The sequence below is a fragment of the Pyxidicoccus sp. M6 genome (assembly GCF_055568925.1).
Genome location: NZ_CM145714.1, coordinates 7,044,508 through 7,060,959 on the forward strand (window position 1 = coordinate 7,044,508; position 16,452 = coordinate 7,060,959).

Genomic DNA, 16,452 nt, shown 5'->3' on the forward strand with positions numbered 1-16,452 from the left:
CTCAGCCGAAGTTCGTGGTGATGAACTCCAGGATGAGGGTGGCCAGGTAGACCTGGGACCAGAGCGGCGTGAAGGTGTGGTCGGGGCCTTCCACCACCTCCATGCGGAAGTTGGGCTTGTTCGCGAGCCTGCGTCCGCGAGGCCCGAGATACCGCTCGATGACGTCCAGTCCGCCGTCGTTGGCGCTGTAGACGAGAAGGGACTTCACGCCCCGGTCCACGAGCTCGGAGAAGGAGCGGCGGACGGCCAGGTGCTCGCGCTGCTCGCGGCCTTGCAGAGGACCGGGCAGCGGCAGCGTCTGGGCGCGCTTCACGGCCCGGGACAGCAGCTCGCGCGCGATGCGCCGCACCTGGATTTCCCCTCGCATCAGGCGGCGCCACGTCTCCTTGCGAAGGATGGCGCTGCGGTAGAAGCGCGTGGACTTGAAGGACGTCTCGTAGGCGGGCCGCTGCTCGCGCTGCTTGATGACGAGCGAGTCGCCGGTCCGCCAGACGAATGTCTGCGGGTTGATGAGGACCTGGGCCGCGACGCGCTCGTCCTGCACGCTGGCGTGGAACGTGAGGAAGGCGCCGGAGCACAGCGAGGCGACGACGAAGCGCCTCATCCCGTAGGTATTGCTCATCCAGTCCATGGCCGCCTGGATGTCGCGAACGGAGGCCTTCGAGTAGAGCGGGTGCTCGCGCTCGCCCGGAGCGGGAGGGCTGTCACCGACGCCAGCGATGTCGAGCCGCATCGCCGCGAAGCCCCGGCCCGCCAGGTCGCGCGACATCGTCACGTGCATCCGGTTGGGGCCCGTGCGGTGGTTGGCGCCGACGGAGACGAACAGCACGCCCACCCGGTCCGTGCGAGGCAGCTCGCGAGAAGGCTCCGCGACGATGCCGAAGAGGCGCCCGTCCGTGCCGAAGCGCACCGCCCGCTCCCGCACCTGCGCACCACTATGCGCCTTGCAGACGAGGACGCTCTCGGACGTGGCGGCACCGGAGGACACGCTCCGCGCGGGCGCGAGACCGTCGGCCTCATCCGCCCCGCGCAGCCAGTCCACCAGTGTGCCCAGCGCCACCTCCGGCAGCTCCGTGAACTCCGCATCCCGCATCGCGGCGGAGTAGCCCGGCACCGTGGGAGAGGACACCTCCGCGCCACTCGCGGTCAGGTGCTTCGCAATCTGAGCCTCCGCACCGGGCAGGTCGTCCCGCCCGATGAGCAGCGCCCGCCGCACCGCTCGCGTCGGCGTCTCCAGCGGCCGAATACCTGACAGGTCCTCCATCGTATCCGGACGCAGCAGGTAGCCAGCAATCTCCTCGCCCGGCGTGGGGTTCTCACGCGGAGGCCCGACGTTGTCCTTCTCCTTGATTTGCCGGAACGCGCGCAGCTCGCGCACGTACGCCCGGCCCGTGGCCGGAGCAGCCCACAGCATCAGGGCCCGCACGTCCTCGCGCTCCGAGGCGGTGGTGAGCGCGAACAATCCGCCCAGCCGCAGCCCGAAGAGGCACACGTGCGCGACACCGGAGCGCCGCTTCACCTCGTCGATGGCGGTGCCGATGCTCCCGCGCCACGCGGCGACACGGCCCGGCTCGTCGTCATAGCCGCTCGAGTCCCCCGTGCCGTCGTAGTCGAAGCGGAGGACGGGGAAGCCCGACTCGGCCAGCCGCGCCGCCAGATGGCGGAACGTGCGATGAGCCGGCATGGCCTCGTAGCCGAGCGGGTTGCACAGCACGACGCCCATGTGGCGCGGCGTCCCGCGCGGAGCGTGGTACCAGCCGAAGAGGCGGCGCTCCTCGGGGCCGAAGGCGATGGGCTGGGGCAGGACGCTTTCCGTGACAGTGGGCACCGGAACCACGGGGGCCTGTCGCGCGACGTTGACGCTCATGGGGGAGGACCCTCTCAAGGACTGGCCGCCTCGGCGGGGGCCAACTCGATGCGCACCGGAGTGGCGGCGTTCAGCGCGTGGACGAACCCACGGAACGCGCGAGCGGACGGCCGGGGCCGTAGCACCACTGTCCGCTCGTCACCCGGTGCCAGGTGGAAGTAGTTGTCGTCCGGCACGTGGCCGGGAGTCTCGAAGGAGACGGCCTGCACGAATCGCTTCGCGCGCAGGCGCACGGTGTGGCTGCCATCCGCGCCGGGGAAGGCCACCGCTTCCAATCCCACGTCCCCGCGCCGCGCCGCCATGGCCGCGTGCGCGAAGTGGAACGCGCGCTGCAACAGCCGGCCGGAAGCCCGCTCGAACAGCGAGGCCACCACCAACTCATGCCCCGGCGGCCCGAAGCGGTACGCATACGTCGAGTCCACGAAGTGGCCCGCCATTGCCTCCGCCGAGAGCCGCACCCCGTCGCGCGCGGGCACGACGGCCTGAAAGCGCCCCTTCGCCACGGGCACGTCGCCGTCCCGGAAGAAGGCCACCTCGAGCTCCACGTCCAGCGCCGTGCCCGTGTCGTTGGTGACGTTCAAATCCAACCCGTCGAGCCCCTCGTCCGACAGCGAGAGCAGGACGCTCGAAGAGGCGCGCTTCAGGCCGTAGTACGCGGCCTTCGGAAGCCCCGTGGAATCCACCACGCCCCAGCCCGCGCCAGGCCACAAGTCACGGAAGAACCACACCAGGGCCCCGTGGCACGTGGAGCCGGGCCGCCGGAACTCGGCCAGCGTCGCGGCCATCACCTCGCCCGACGTCACACGCCCGAGCGCCAGGTAGCGAGCCATGTCCGAGTAGCGCAGCCGCGGGGGCTCCACGCCGAACAACAGGCCCACGTAGTGGTCGCGCACGTCCTCGAAGTCCCAGCCCGCCCCCGGGTCTCTCGGGACGCGAGCCTTCCACTTCGGGTGGTGCGCGGGAGCTTCGCCATCGGCCAGCGTGCGCTCGATGGTGGAGTCCTCGGGAACGTTGGCGAAGGCCAGGCACTCGGAGGCGAAGCGGACGCCCGCGCGGCGCGCATCCTCCATGGGCCGCAGGTACGCGCCGACGCCGTAGTAGTGCGTGACGCCCGTGCGCGTATGGAAAGGCATCGCGCCGCCGCTCGGAGAGGAGCGCCAGTAGGGCACATCCGGGCGCAGCGCCGCGCCAGCCTCGGGCAGCACCTTCTCGAACAACGGGCCGGTCCACATCGAGGGAGCCATGCCCATCATCGCGGCCTGCTGCTCCGCCTCGCTGTTGCCGCACAGCACCGACAGCGACGGACACGCCTGCACGCGCGACAGGAACTGCTCTGCCTCGCGCCGCACGTTGGCGGTGAAGGCCGCGTCCTCGGCGGGGTAGTCCATGTTGGCGAACATGAAGTCCTGCCACACGAGGATGCCTCGGGCGTCGCACGCCTCGTAGAAGCGGTCGTCCTCATAGACCATCGTCCCGCCCACGCGGAGCATGTTCATGCCCGCCGAGCGCGCGAGGTCCAACGCCTCCGCGTAGTCCCGCTCCGTCCCCCCGAGCGACACCACGTCCAGCGGCGTCCAGCACGCGCCCCGGCAGAACACGGGCACGCCATTGATGGACAGCGCGAAGCCACCGTCCGCCGTGGAGAGTTCCACCGTGCGGAAGCCCACCCGCCCCGCGTCGAGCGAGACAGAAGCACCGCCCTCCAGTGCCACGTCCACGCGCACGGGATACAGCCGGGGCTCGCCATGCGTGTGCGGCCACCACCGCTCCACGGACTCCAGCCGGGCCTCTCCATGCAGCCGCCACACGCCCTCACCCACGGCCTCACACGAGAGGGCCGCGCTGCCCTCCCCCACCCGCACCGTCGCCGCACGCACCGGGCTCCACGCCCGCATGCGCAAGTCCACCGAAACCACGCCACCCTCACCCACCACGGAAGAACGCAGGTCCGCGCGCTCCACGCTGAGCCCCACGTGGTGCTCCACGCTCACGGGCCGCCATGGCCCCACGGGAGGCACCGGAGGGCACCACCCGGGGATGTGCCCGAGCAGCGTGGTGCGGAACCAGCGCAGGTGCGGAGCATCCACCAGCCGCGTCTTCCACCGAGGCCGGGCCCGCCGTTCCTGCAACGCCGTCGCGAGCGAGCGGAACCGCAGCGCCAGCCGGCGAGTCCCGCCGGCCCACCGCGTGACATCCACGGAGTGCGCCAGGAACATGTTGTCCGAGCGCAGCACCGGCTCATCGTCCAGCCACACCTCCGCGAGCGTGGCCAGTCCGTCGAACCGGAGGAACACCGCCCCGCCCTCGGCGGCGGGCAGCGCCACCTCGGTGCGGTACCACCAGTCCCGAGTGTCCAGGGGCGGAGGCCTGTCGATGTCGAACGGCCCCGCCGCGCGAAGCAGCGAGGCCGCCGTACCTGGAACGGGCGCGGGCAACCACGCCAGCGCCCGCTCCGCGAGCCGGGAGGGATGGTCCACCGCGCCGGGCTCCACGGCGACGGCCTGCCAGCCCGTCTCCAGCGGTGTCACCCGGTGCGAGCTGACGTTGCGAATGCGCGCCATGTTCCCTCCCGCTGTCTCTCAGCCCGCGACCTGCGTGAGCAGGTCCGTGCCGCGCTGCCAGCCCGACTCCATCGTCCCCAGCAGCTCGCTGAAGTCCGTGGGCTTCTTCGCCGCCACCGAGCGCGCCCCCTTGAGGATGAGCGTCTTCGCCGCCGAGGAGATGGACTCGAAGTCCGCCGCCGCGCGCGTGAGCTCACCCTCGGACGCACCCGCCAGCCAGCGCAGGTACGCCGCCGCCAGCTCGAAGTTCGAACCGAGCTGCCGCAGCGTGGCGAAGGCATAGATGTGGTACGCGTCGATGCCCTTCGCGCGCAGCCCCTCCAACTCTGGAGCGAACTGCTTCGCGAACCGTGCGACGGGACTGATGGCCGGACGGCGGCGCAGGTAGCGGGACAGCAGCGCGCGAGAGCGCTCACGCAGCACGTCCTCGGAGTGCCGCTCCATCCGCTCCAGCCCCACCCACTCCGCGAACAGCGGGAGGATGTGCGCGTCCCACGTCCCGGCGCTGCGGAAGACGCCGTCGAAGTCCTCGCCCTCCAGCGTGTAGTAGCCGGTGTTGTGGAAGTAGCCGAGCTTGCGGCCTGCGACGTCAATCGTCTCCAACGCAATCGTCGTCTTCGTGTGCTGTCGGCGGTAGTCCGTGCCCGCCGTGTCCGGCAGGAAGAACGCGTCGGACTCGGTGAGGATGAGCCGCCCCGCGGACAGGTGGGCCACGGCGTGCTCGGCCAGGGAGCGGTAGACGTTCAGCTCCTGCACCTCCAGGCCGTAGAGCGTGTTCAGGTCGTCGTGCGACGGCTTGTAGAACGTCCACTGGTCGCCCACGAAGTCGAGCGCGACGGTGAAGGCCAGCAGCGGCAACGGGTTGAGCTTCAGCGCGTGCAGCACTTCAATCCACACGTCGGCGTAGCAGTTCTTCTCCACCCACAGCGCGCTCTCGTGGTGGAGGGTGTGCTTGACGTAGGAGCCGGGGTCGATGCCCAGAACGGAGATGACGCTCATGGCCAGAGCACCTTGCGGACCTCGGCCGGCCACTCGGCGGGCACGTAGCCGTGGTGGCGGAACAGGGCCATGGTGACGCGCTCCAGGCCGAAGCCCAGGCACGCGGTGTGGGCCACCTGCCCGTCCGCCGTCTTGATGTCGAAGAGCAGGCCGAAGTGGTCCTGGTGGTAGTTGAACGAGCACACCGCGGTCTGCTTCGCCGTGGACAGCACCGGCACCAGCACTTCGAACTTCAGCTTCTGCATCCGCTGGTTCGCCGCCAGCATGCGGCCGCCACGGCCGAAGAACGGGTCCGACGCCGTCTCCGGCTCGGCGGGCAGGCCCAGCCGCCGCAGTAGCGTGAGGCCGCGCTCCAGCCACATGTCGCGCCAGTCCGCTACCTGCTCCGGCCTGCCGGCGCGCACCATCTCCCGGATGCGGAAGGACTGCATGCGCGTGGGCTCGGGCGACGGCTCGTGGCGGAACACCCAGTTCTGCACGTCCACCAGGCGCCCGTTCTCCGGCAGCGTGCCGGTGAGCTGCGGGTAGATGGGGTAGCAGGCCGCGGGCGCGAGCACCACGTCCGTCATCTGCTGGTACTGCGCCCAGGGCTTGCCCTCGTGGACGCAGTTCATCATCTCCCGGTGCTGGGCGTCGTTGCCCATGAAGCTGAAGATGGTGCCGGCCAGCTGCGGGAAGGACTCCAGGTAGTCGCTCTTCTCGAAGATGCGCCGGGTGATGACGGGCGGGAAGAGCATGTGCTCCGCGACGTCGTCCTTCGCGGCCTCGGTGACGAGGTCGCCGAAGCGGCGCAGCACGTCCTCGAACACCGGCCCGCGGCCGAACACGCCGGGCACGCCGACGGGGATGATGAGCTTGTGCGCGACGAGCGCGTCGTGGAAGTCCTGGGCTGAAATGTCAGTCACGGCAAGAGACTCCGAAAAGAAAGCGAAGAGGTGCCATGCGCCCCGGGGACACGGCGGAGCGCGGGAAGGGACACGCGGCCGTCAGTCCTCCTTGAGGACGAGCAGCAGCGACGCGTTGGTGGCGAGGATGCGGTCGTTGCCAATCATCAACGCCGCGGAGTGCGCGTCGCGCAGGTACCGGCCGAGCGAGAACGGCGAGTCGTTCTTGTAGCCCTGGATGCCGCAGATGAGCAGCGCGCGGTGGACGATGTCCGCGACGAGCGTGGAGGCGGACACCTTCAGGTTGTTCATCTTCAGCGAGAAGCCGATGGAGGACAGCGCCTCCGGGTCGCTCGCGGCCATGCGGCGGCCGGCCTCGGCGGACACCTCGTGCACGCTGGCGCGCATCGTCTGGAGCAGGTTGTGCACCTCCGCGAGGCGCGACGCGGTGGGCGGCACGGTGCCCGGCTTCGCACGAGCCTGCTGGCGCACGAAGGCACGCGCCTTGGCCACGGCGCCGGCGGCGATGCCCAGCCACACGCTGCCCCAGAGGACGTGGGACACCGGCACCATCGTCTGGCTGGCGATGTCCGCGAACGGCACGGAGAGGATGTGCTCCGCCGGGCCGGTGGAGCGGACCTTGAAGCCCGGGCTGCACGTGCCGCGCATGCCCATCGTGTCCCAGTTGCTCGTGCGCTCCAGGGTGAAGGCCCCCTTGCGCAGCAGCACCAGCGACTGGTCATTGCGGGGCGCGTCCGGCGCGCGGCGCGCGGTGGCCAGCAGGTCGTCCGCGTGCTCGCCGTACGAGATGGTGGTGGCGTCCTTGTCCAGGCTGAAGCGCCCGTCGCGCTGCTCCACGGCGGTGACGCTGGCGCGCATCTCCCCGCCCACGCCCACCTCGGAGGTGACGGAGGCGATGAGGAGCTGCTTCTCGTTCAGCTCCGTGAGGTACGCGCGCAGCATGGGAGACGCCATGCCGTGTCGCGCAATGCTCGCCACCTGGATGTGGTGCATGGCGAAGACCATGGCGGTGGACGCGCAGTGGTGGGCCAGGGCCTCGCACATGGCGGCCACCTGGTCCAATGCGACTTCCGGTCCCCCGAGCGAAGCGGGGACGAGCAGTCCGAGCATCCGCGCGCGCTTCAGCGCTTCCATCGCTTCCACCGGGAAGCGGCCCTCGCGGTCCACTGCGTCCGCATGGACGCGGGCCACTTCCGAGGCAATGCGTGTGACGGTCTCCAGCGGACTGGCGGCCGGGTTGGAGACTTCGCCCTGAGGCGCGGCGGCGGTGGTCATGGAGTTATTTCCCCGCCGTGAGCTCTTCCACGGCCTCGCGGATGGACGAGACGCTCTGGAAGACGGTGCGCTTCAGCATGCGGTCGGGGAACTCCACGTCGAAGCTCGCCTCCAGCGCGAGCATGACATTCACGCTCGCGTGGGACGTCATGCCGGCCTGGTACAGGTCCGCCGTGTCCGACAGGGTGGTGATGTCCGTGGACAGGCGCGCGTGCTCTTTGAGGATGTTGCGGATGGATTCAATCATGGGCGTACGGTGGGTTGGAGCTGCTGGGCAATGACGACCGCGGAGGCGTACTCCGCCTCGTGGGTCAGACTGACGGAGAAACCAAAAAGGCCCCGAGCATCCGCGACGCTCAGGGCCTCGGCGTGAAGGGCCAATTCGCAGAAGCCCTCCGGCGAGCGCACCACCTCGATGGTGCGCCACGGCACGGGGACTTCATGGACGCGCAGCACCTTGAGGGTGGCTTCCTTCGCCGCGAAGCGCGCGGCCAGCCGCTCCGGCGCCGCGTGCGCGTCCTTCAGGCAATAGGCCAGCTCGCCGGGGGTGAACAGCCGCTCCAGGTAGCGCTGACCGAAGCGCTGGACGGAAGCCGCCACCGCGGAGACCTGGACGAGGTCCGTCCCCACCACGATTGAGCTTGCAGCCATGCGGCGACTCCCGCCGTCGCTCATACGGCGGCGACGCAGTATTTCCATAGGACCGTGAAGACTTCCAGTGACGGTCGAGGAAATGACAGTTGCACCCGAGTGACTTCTTCGGGGGGCCCAAACTCTAACTTTTGAGAGGGAATGGGGTAGCCACGGACCCGGAGCCCGCTGGTGGTGCGGGCGTGCAGGCGTTGCGCCCTACTCGCCCGGGGCCAATTCCCGAAGCAAATCGCCGAGCTTCTCCAGCGCCAGCCGCGCGCGCGTCTTCACGGTGCCGAGCGGGTCACCGGTGCGCTCCGCGATTTCGCGCTGCGACAGGCCCTCGAAGTAGGCCAGCTCCACCACCTCGCGCTGCTCCGGCGGGAGCTGCTTCAGCGCCGCGAGCACCCGCTGGCGGTTCTGCCCCAACGCGCTCGCCTCGTCCGGCGCGGTCGGCGTGGCGCTCACCGGTGGTGGCTGGTGGGTGGCACCTTCCACCACCCGCGCCGCCGTTCCCATGCTGCGCAGCCGGTCGATGGCGCGCGTGCGGGCGATGGTGGTCACCCACGTCTCCAGCCCGCCGCGCTCCGGGTCGAACTCGCGCGCGCGACGCCACACGTCGAGGAAGGCCTCCTGCAGCACCTCCTCCGCGTCGGCGCGGGAGGGCAACAGCCGCAGCGTGACGGCGAAGGCCCTCGAGGCACAGCGCGCGTACACCTCGCGCATCGCCGCGGCGTTGCCGAGGGCCACCTGCTGGAGGAGGGCCCTGTCAGCCGCCGGGTCGCTCGCTCGGGGGACGGAGGGTGGAGGAGGCGCCATGCAAGTCCCGGATACCGCAACCGACGGGGCAGATCCCAGCTTCAAGTATCACGGTGGGCGGCTGGCAATCCCGTTCCTAACGTTGACAGGCCAACGCGGCCGGCGCGGAAGCCGTCCTGCATCAACGCCTTCCGTGAATCGTCGCCCGGCCGGATTGAACCCAAGCCCTATAAGGGCCGACAGCCTTTATGACCGAACGAATCGGAAGCGTGTTCATCGAGGGAGTCCGACCCGAGCTGGACGCGGGCCGGTATGCCGTCAAGCGCGTCGCCGGAGAGAGCCTCACCGTCAGGGCCGACGTCTTCAAGGAGGGCCACGACGTCCTCGTCGCCGTCGTCCGTTGGAGACAGGTCACCCCCAAGTCACAAGTGACGGACTGGCGGGAGGTGCCCATGCGCTTTCTGGGCAACGACCTCTGGGAAGCCGACTTCCCCCTCGCCCACAACGGCCGCTACGAATACACGATTGAAGCCTGGCCGGATCAGTTCCGCACCTGGGCGTCCGAGCTGAGGCGCAAGGTGGACGCGGGCCGGGACGTGAAGAGCGAGCTGTTGGAAGGCGCGGCGCTCCTGGAGGCGGCCGCCGTCCGGGCCCGGTCCGCTAGCGAGGACGATGCGCGGGTGCTGAGCGAGGCCGCCGTCCGCATGCGCGGCCCCGCCGAGCCGGAGCTCATCGCCGTGGCGCTGGCGCCCGAGCTGGCCACCATCGCCTCCGAGTACCCGGACCGGAAGCTGGCGAAGCGCTACGACAAGGTGCTGGAGGTGTTCGCGGACCGGGAGAAGGCCCGCTTCGGCGCCTGGTACGAGTTCTTCCCGCGCTCGGCGAAGCGCGACGGGAAGACGCACGCCACGTTCCGCGACGCGGAGGAATGGCTGCCGTACATCCAGCGGCTCGGCTTCGACGTCATCTATCTGCCGCCCATCCACCCCATCGGCCGCACCGCGCGCAAGGGGAAGAACAACAGCCTCAAGGCGGGCCCGGACGACGTGGGCAGCCCCTGGGCCATCGGCGCCGCCGAGGGTGGCCACAAGGCGGTGCACCCGCGGCTCGGCACGCTGGAGGACTTCCGCCGCTTCGTGGACGCGGCCCAGCAGCACGGCATCGAAGTGGCGCTGGACATCGCCTTCCAGTGCGCGCCGGACCACCCGTACGTGAAGGAGCATCCGGAGTGGTTCCAGCACCGCCCGGACGGCACCATCAAGACGGCGGAGAACCCGCCCAAGCGCTACGAGGACATCGTCAACTTCGACTGGATGGGCCCCGGCCGCGAGACGCTCTGGCCGGAGTTGGAGTCCGTCATCCTCCACTGGGTGAAGCAGGGCGTGCGGACGTTCCGCGTGGACAACCCGCACACCAAGCCCATCCAGTTCTGGGAGTGGCTCATCCGCCGCGTCCAGGACGCGCACCCGGACGTCCTCTTCCTCTCCGAGGCCTTCACCCGCCCGAAGGTGATGAAGGCCCTGGCCAAGGTGGGCTTCACCCAGTCGTACACGTACTTCACGTGGCGCAACTTCAAGGGCGAGCTGCAGGAGTACCTGGAGGAGCTCACCTCGCCGCCGGTGTCGGACTTCTTCCGCGGCAACTTCTGGCCCAACACGCCGGACATCCTCCCGGAGATGCTGCAGAACGCCGGGCCCGGCGCCTTCAGGCTGCGCGCGGCACTGGCGGCCACCCTCACCTCCGTGTGGGGCATGTACTGCGGCTTCGAGCTGTGCGAGGGCCGCCCGCTGCCCGGCAAGGAGGAGTACATCGACTCGGAGAAGTACCAGCTCGTCGCGTGGGACTTGGACCGGCCCGGCAACATCAAGGACTGGATTGCGCGCCTCAACTCCGCGCGCAACACGCAGCCCGCGCTGCGCCACTACGACACGCTGAAGTTCTTCGAGGCGAACAACGAGCGCGTCCTGTTCTACGGCAAGCGCTCGCCAGATGGGCTGAGCACGGTGCTGATGGCGGTGAGCCTGGACCCGTACGCCCCGCAGGAGGCGCTGCTCCACGTGCCCATGGAATGGCTGGGCGCGAAGCCGGAGGAGACGTACCAGGTGCACGAGCTGATGTCGGACCAGCGCTCGCTCTGGCAGGGCCCTGACGTGAAGGTGCGCCTCACGCCCGAGCAGCCCGCGGCCATCTGGGCCGTGTACCGCTTCCGCCGCACCGAGCACGCGTTCGACTACTACGAGTGACACCCGAGAGGCGTATGGAACTGGATCCCCTCTGGTACAAGAAGGCCCTCATCTACGAGCTGCACCTCCGCGCGTTTCACGACTCCAACGGCGACGGCCACGGGGACCTCCCGGGCCTGATTGAAAAGCTGCCGTACCTCCAGGACCTGGGCGTGGACTGCCTGTGGCTCCTGCCGCACTACCCCTCGCCGCTGCGCGACGACGGCTACGACATCGCGGACTACTACGGCATCCATCCTGACTACGGCACGCTCGCGGACTTCCAGCGGCTGGTGGACGAGGCGCACAAGCGCGGCATCCGCATCATCACCGAGCTGGTCGTCAACCACACCAGCGACCAGCACCCCTGGTTCCAGGAGTCGCGAAGCGACCCGAAGAGCCCCAAGCGCGACTGGTACGTCTGGAGCGACACGGACGACAAGTACAAGGGCACCCGCATCATCTTCCTCGACACGGAGCGCTCCAACTGGACGTGGGACCCGGTGGCCAAGCAGTACTTCTGGCACCGCTTCTTCAGCCACCAGCCGGACCTCAACTACGACAACCCCGAGGTGCAGGAAGCCATGCTGGACGTCATGCGCTTCTGGCTCAACATGGGGGTGGACGGGTTCCGCTGCGACGCCGTGCCCTACCTCTTCGAGCGCGAGGGCACCAACTGCGAGAACCTCCCGGAGACGCACGCCTTCCTCAAGAAGCTGCGCAAGACGATTGATTCCGAGTACCCGGGGAAGATGCTGCTCGCCGAGGCCAACCAGTGGCCCGCCGACGTGCGCGTGTATTTCGGCGACGGCGACGAGTTCCACATGGGCTTCCACTTCCCGGTGATGCCCCGCCTCTTCATGGCCATCCGCAAGGAGGACCGGACGCCCATCGTCGAAATCATGCAGCAGACGCCGGACATCCCGTCCAACTGCCAGTGGGCCATCTTCCTGCGCAACCATGACGAGCTGACGCTGGAGATGGTGACGGACGAGGACCGGGACTACATGTACCGGGAGTACGCCACGGACCCGCGGATGCGCATCAACCTGGGCATCCGCCGCCGGCTCGCCCCGCTGATGGACAACGGCCGCCGGCGCATCGAGCTGATGCACAGCCTGCTCTTCACGCTGCCGGGCACGCCTGTCATGTACTACGGGGACGAGATAGGCATGGGCGACAACATCTACCTCGGCGACCGCAACGGCGTGCGCACGCCCATGCAGTGGACGGGTGACCGCAACGCGGGCTTCAGCAAGGCGGACTACGCGCGCCTGTACGCCCCCGTGATTGCCGACGCGGTGTACGGCTACCAGGCCATCAACGTGGAGGCGCAGGAGCGCGTGAAGGCAAGCCTCCTGCACTGGGTGAAGCGGATGATTCGCATCCGCCAGCGCTACCCCGTCTTCGCGTTGGGCACCCTGCGCTTCCTCCCGACGGAGAACCGCAAGGTGCTGTCCTTCGTGCGCGAGCACGAGGGCATGACGGTGCTGGTGGTCTGCAACCTGTCCCGCTTCGCGCAGCCGGCGGTGGTGGACCTGCGAGAGTACGAGGGCGCGGTGCCGGTGGAGCTCGTCGGCGAGACGCCCTTCCCCCGCATCAGCCAACTGCCCTACCAGCTCTCTCTCGGTCCCTTCATGTTCCTGTGGTTCCGGCTGGACAAGCCGTCTGCGGGGAGGAGCCTGCCGTGACGACCCTCGACCTGACGAAGCTGCCGGAGTACCTCAAGCACCAGCGCTGGTTCAGCGGCAAGGCGTGGCCCATCAAGCACGTGAGCGTGGTGGACCACGCGGCCATGGACTTCGGGACCTGCACCTTCACGCTCGCGGTGGTGGAGGTGGTGTACGAGCTGGGCCAGCCGGAGCGCTACCTGCTGCCCGTGAAGCCCGCGCCGGACGGCGTGAAGGATGCGCTCGAGGACGACGAGTGCCTGCGCGCCCTCCTCAGGGTCATGCGCGAGGGCGGCACCATCGGTTCCGCCTCGGGCCGGCTGGTGGGCGAATGGATTGGCGGGCAGGACGGCCTGCTCGCCCTGCCCTCCCCGCTACCGGTGCGGCGGCTGATGGTGGAGCAGAGCAACACGTCCGTGGTGCTGGGTGAGAAGGTCATCCTGAAGATCATCCGCAAGATCGAGGCGGGAGTGAGCCCGGAGTACGAGGTGGGCCGCTTCCTCGCCACGAAGACGTCCTTCCGGGCCACGCCCCTGCTGCTGGGCGCACTGCAACTGGAGGGCGCGGCGGGGGCCACGGTGGCGCTGGCGCACCGCTTCGTGCCAGACGCGGTGGATGGGTGGAAGTACACGCTGGACCGGCTGCGCCAGGAGCGGGCGCTGGGCGAGCGCTTCCTCGGGGAGATGCGGGAGTTGGGCATGCGCCTGGGAGACCTGCACAACGCCTTCGCCTCCGCCGCTCCGGACGACCCGGCCTTCGCCCCCGAGCCGCTGCTCCAGGAGGACTTGCAGCGCTGGAGCGCCAGCATCGTCGGCGAGCTGGGCGTGACGCTGGCGGACGCGGGCCGGCTGAACCCGGACCTGGAGGGCCGGCGCGAGCGGCTCATCGAGTACGCGAAGCGGCTGGCGCACGTGACACCGTCGGGCCAGAAGATTCGCATCCATGGGGATTTGCACCTGGGGCAGGTGCTGCGGGCGGAGGGCCAGTGGCTCATCTTCGACTTCGAGGGAGAGCCCGCGCGCAGCTTCACGGCGCGCCGCGAGAAGTACAGCGCGCTGCGCGACGTGGCGGGGATGATTCGCTCGTTCGACTACGCGGAGGCCACGGTGGCATTGGAGGGCGGCGAGCCCCGCGGCCGCGTGGGCCCCAGCCGCGCGGCCTTCCTGGAGGGCTACCGCAAGGCCACGCGCGGGGCGCCGTACCTGCCGTCGGACGAGGCCACCTTCGAGGTGATGCTTCGCGCGTTCGAACTGGAAAAGCTCCTCTACGAAGTGCGGTATGAGTTGCAGAACCGGCCGGACTGGGTGCGCATCCCCGTCGAGGCCCTCTTGCGCATGGAGGATTCCAAGTGAGGAAGCCAGCCGACAAGGCCCAGGTCGACGCGGAGCTTCAGCGTGTCATCGAGCTGCGACACCCGGAGCCGCACTCCATCCTGGGCATCCATCAGGACGGTGACGGCATGGTGATTCGCGCCTTCCGTCCGGACGCCGTGGCCATCCACGTGCTGCCGGAGACGGGCGGCCGCATCGCCATGTCACACCGCCTGGGCGGTGTCTTCGAGGCGCGCGTCAACGGCGTCGACAAGCCCTTCGCGTACCTGCTGGAGGTGGAGTACCCCGGCAAGAAGGTCTTCAAGCTGAGAGATCCGTACAGCTTCCTCCCCACGCTGGGGGAGATGGACCTGTACTACGCGGGCGAGGGCAAGCACGAGCGCCTCTGGGAGCGGATGGGCGCGCACCTCATCCACCACAACGGCGTGCGGGGCGTGTCCTTCGCGGTGTGGGCGCCCACGGCGGCCGGTGTGTCCGTGGTGGGGGACTTCAACGGCTGGGACGGCCGGCTGCACGCCATGCGGCGCATGGGCGCGTCCGGCATCTGGGAGCTGTTCGTCCCCGAGGTGGGCGAAGGCGCGCGCTACAAGTTCGAGATTCGCCCGGGGCACGGGGGCACGCGCGTGCTGAAGGCGGACCCGTTCGCCTTCCAGGCGGAGGTGCCGCCCGCCACCGCGTCGGTGGTGCACGACCTGGCGCGCTACCGCTGGGGCGACGCGCAGTGGCTCGAGTCGCGGACGCAGAAGCAGGACGTGGCGCACCAGCCGTGGAGTGTCTACGAGGTGCACCTGGGGAGCTGGCGCCGCGTGGTGGAGGACGGCGACCGGCCCATGACGTACCGCGAACTGGCGCCGGCGCTGGCCGAGTACGTGAAGTACCTGGGCTTCACGCACGTGGAGTTGCTGCCCGTGGCCGAGCATCCCTATGGCGGCTCCTGGGGCTACCAGGTGAGCGGCTACTACGCGCCCACGGCGCGCTTCGGCCATCCGGATGACCTCCGCTTCCTGGTGGACCACCTCCACCAGGAGGGCATCGGCGTCATCGTGGACTGGGTGCCGGGCCACTTCCCTCGGGACGTGCACGCGCTGGGGCAGTTCGACGGCACGGCGCTGTACGAGCACGCGGACCCGCGCCAGGGCGCGCAGCCGGACTGGGGCACGCTGGTCTTCAACTTCGGCCGCAACGAGGTGCGCAACTTCCTCATCGCCAACGCGCTGTTCTGGATTGAGGAGTATCACGTCGACGGCCTGCGCGTGGACGCGGTGGCGTCGATGCTCTACCTCGACTACAGCCGCAAGCAGGGCGAGTGGATTCCGAACCGCTGGGGAGGCCGCGAGAATGAAGAGGCCATCCAGTTCCTGCGCGAGCTGAACGATACGGTGCGCCGCAAGTACCCGGGCGTGGTGGTGATTGCGGAGGAGTCCACGGCCTGGCCCAAGGTGAGCGCGCCGGCGAGCGAGGGCGGCCTGGGCTTCCACTTCAAGTGGAACATGGGGTGGATGCACGACACGCTGTCGTACTTCTCGAAGGACCCCATCTACCGTCAGTACCACCACAACCAGCTCACGTTTGGTTTGTTGTATGCGTTCAGCGAGAACTTCATGTTGCCGCTGAGCCACGACGAGGTGGTGCACGGCAAGGGCAGCCTGTATGGGCGCATGCCGGGAGACCCGTGGCAGAAGCGCGCCAACCTGCGAGCGCTGTTCGGGTGGATGTGGGCGCACCCGGGGAAGAAGCTGATCTTCATGGGCGGCGAGTTCGGCCAGCCGGCGGAGTGGAACCACGACAAGAGCCTGGACTGGCACCTGACGCACGACGCTGGGCACCAGGGCATCATGAAGCTGGTGGCGCAGCTCAACCGGCTCTACAAGGAATTGCCCGCGCTGTACGACGCGGACAGCGAGCCGGTGGGCTTCCAGTGGCTGCAGCCGGACTCGGCGTCCGTGAATGTGCTGGCCTTCGTGCGGCGCTCGCGCCAGCCGGGGCGCCACGTGGTGTGCATCGCCAATCTGTCGCCCACGGTGCACGAGAACTACCGCGTGGGCTTCCCGCTGCACGGCCGCTACGTGGAAGTGCTCAACTCGGATGCAGGCGAGTACGGCGGCTCCAACCAGGGGAACATGGGGCAGATCCACACCGAGCCCACGGGCTGGGATGGCCAGCCCGCCTCCGCGGCACTCACCCTGCCCCCGCTGTCGGTGATGTGGTTCACGCCGGGGTGAGCCGCGGTTTT

The 16,452-nt window shown here is 69.2% G+C and carries 12 protein-coding genes; 4 read left to right on the forward strand and 8 right to left on the reverse strand.

Annotation, left to right across the window (positions count from 1 at the left end; translation table 11 throughout):
* Position 1: 1 nt before the first annotated feature.
* The 8 genes from ACVTJA_RS28030 to ACVTJA_RS28065 all read right to left on the reverse strand — a co-directional run bounded on the left by ACVTJA_RS28030 (position 2) and on the right by ACVTJA_RS28065 (position 9,056).
* The gene (locus tag ACVTJA_RS28030) at positions 2 to 1,867 is read right to left on the reverse strand and encodes a serine aminopeptidase domain-containing protein (RefSeq protein WP_465824126.1); all 1,866 of its coding nucleotides are present in this window, start codon (positions 1,865 to 1,867) and stop codon (positions 2 to 4) included.
* Positions 1,868 to 1,881: 14 nt separating this feature from the next.
* Positions 1,882 to 4,428: a glycoside hydrolase family 2 protein gene (locus ACVTJA_RS28035; protein ID WP_465824128.1), complete on the reverse strand. Its 2,547-nt coding sequence runs from the start codon at positions 4,426 to 4,428 to the stop codon at positions 1,882 to 1,884.
* Between the two features lie 18 nt (positions 4,429 to 4,446).
* Positions 4,447 to 5,427, reverse strand: a complete 981-nt coding sequence (locus tag ACVTJA_RS28040; RefSeq protein ID WP_465824130.1) for a DUF1839 family protein — start codon at positions 5,425 to 5,427, stop codon at positions 4,447 to 4,449.
* Complete coding sequence (locus ACVTJA_RS28045) at positions 5,424 to 6,332, reverse strand: amino acid--[acyl-carrier-protein] ligase (protein WP_465824132.1); 909 nt, start codon at positions 6,330 to 6,332, stop codon at positions 5,424 to 5,426. The genes ACVTJA_RS28040 and ACVTJA_RS28045 overlap by 4 nt, the downstream gene beginning before the upstream one ends.
* Positions 6,333 to 6,413: 81 nt before the next feature.
* Positions 6,414 to 7,607: an acyl-CoA dehydrogenase family protein gene (locus ACVTJA_RS28050; protein WP_465824134.1), complete on the reverse strand. Its 1,194-nt coding sequence runs from the start codon at positions 7,605 to 7,607 to the stop codon at positions 6,414 to 6,416.
* A 4-nt stretch (positions 7,608 to 7,611) separates the two neighbouring features.
* On the reverse strand, positions 7,612 to 7,854 hold the full coding sequence (locus ACVTJA_RS28055) for an acyl carrier protein (protein WP_206727852.1): 243 nt from the start codon (positions 7,852 to 7,854) through the stop codon (positions 7,612 to 7,614).
* A complete protein-coding gene (gene acpS, locus ACVTJA_RS28060) occupies positions 7,851 to 8,258 on the reverse strand; it encodes a holo-ACP synthase (protein WP_465824136.1) in 408 nt (135 codons plus the stop codon). The genes ACVTJA_RS28055 and acpS overlap by 4 nt, the downstream gene beginning before the upstream one ends.
* Before the next feature lie 198 nt (positions 8,259 to 8,456).
* Complete coding sequence (locus ACVTJA_RS28065) at positions 8,457 to 9,056, reverse strand: sigma-70 family RNA polymerase sigma factor (RefSeq protein ID WP_465824137.1); 600 nt, start codon at positions 9,054 to 9,056, stop codon at positions 8,457 to 8,459.
* Between the two features lie 188 nt (positions 9,057 to 9,244).
* Between ACVTJA_RS28065 and ACVTJA_RS28070 the strand changes: the two genes are divergently transcribed.
* The 4 genes from ACVTJA_RS28070 to glgB are packed head-to-tail and all read left to right on the forward strand — an operon-like array spanning position 9,245 to position 16,441.
* The gene (locus tag ACVTJA_RS28070; RefSeq protein ID WP_465824139.1) at positions 9,245 to 11,239 is read left to right on the forward strand and encodes an alpha-1,4-glucan--maltose-1-phosphate maltosyltransferase; all 1,995 of its coding nucleotides are present in this window, start codon (positions 9,245 to 9,247) and stop codon (positions 11,237 to 11,239) included.
* Between the two features lie 14 nt (positions 11,240 to 11,253).
* Positions 11,254 to 12,909, forward strand: a complete 1,656-nt coding sequence (treS, locus tag ACVTJA_RS28075; RefSeq protein ID WP_465824141.1) for a maltose alpha-D-glucosyltransferase — start codon at positions 11,254 to 11,256, stop codon at positions 12,907 to 12,909.
* Positions 12,906 to 14,240, forward strand: coding sequence for a maltokinase N-terminal cap-like domain-containing protein (locus ACVTJA_RS28080; protein ID WP_465824143.1), 1,335 nt, complete (start codon positions 12,906 to 12,908; stop codon positions 14,238 to 14,240). The genes treS and ACVTJA_RS28080 overlap by 4 nt, the downstream gene beginning before the upstream one ends.
* A complete protein-coding gene (gene glgB, locus ACVTJA_RS28085) occupies positions 14,237 to 16,441 on the forward strand; it encodes a 1,4-alpha-glucan branching protein GlgB (protein WP_465824145.1) in 2,205 nt (734 codons plus the stop codon). The genes ACVTJA_RS28080 and glgB overlap by 4 nt, the downstream gene beginning before the upstream one ends.
* Positions 16,442 to 16,452 lie beyond the last annotated feature (11 nt).

Bases quoted from the DNA above. Each gene is read 5' to 3' on its own strand.
- ACVTJA_RS28030 (WP_465824126.1), bottom strand. From the start codon at position 1,867: ATGAGCGTCAACGTCGCGCGACAGGCCCCCGTGGTTCCGGTGCCCACT.
- ACVTJA_RS28035 (WP_465824128.1), bottom strand. From the start codon at position 4,428: ATGGCGCGCATTCGCAACGTCAGCTCGCACCGGGTGACACCGCTGGAG.
- ACVTJA_RS28040 (WP_465824130.1), bottom strand. From the start codon at position 5,427: ATGAGCGTCATCTCCGTTCTGGGCATCGACCCCGGCTCCTACGTCAAG.
- ACVTJA_RS28050 (WP_465824134.1), bottom strand. From the start codon at position 7,607: ATGACCACCGCCGCCGCGCCTCAGGGCGAAGTCTCCAACCCGGCCGCC.
- ACVTJA_RS28055 (WP_206727852.1), bottom strand. From the start codon at position 7,854: ATGATTGAATCCATCCGCAACATCCTCAAAGAGCACGCGCGCCTGTCC.
- acpS (WP_465824136.1), bottom strand. From the start codon at position 8,258: ATGGCTGCAAGCTCAATCGTGGTGGGGACGGACCTCGTCCAGGTCTCC.
- ACVTJA_RS28065 (WP_465824137.1), bottom strand. From the start codon at position 9,056: ATGGCGCCTCCTCCACCCTCCGTCCCCCGAGCGAGCGACCCGGCGGCT.
- ACVTJA_RS28070 (WP_465824139.1), top strand. From the start codon at position 9,245: ATGACCGAACGAATCGGAAGCGTGTTCATCGAGGGAGTCCGACCCGAG.
- treS (WP_465824141.1), top strand. From the start codon at position 11,254: ATGGAACTGGATCCCCTCTGGTACAAGAAGGCCCTCATCTACGAGCTG.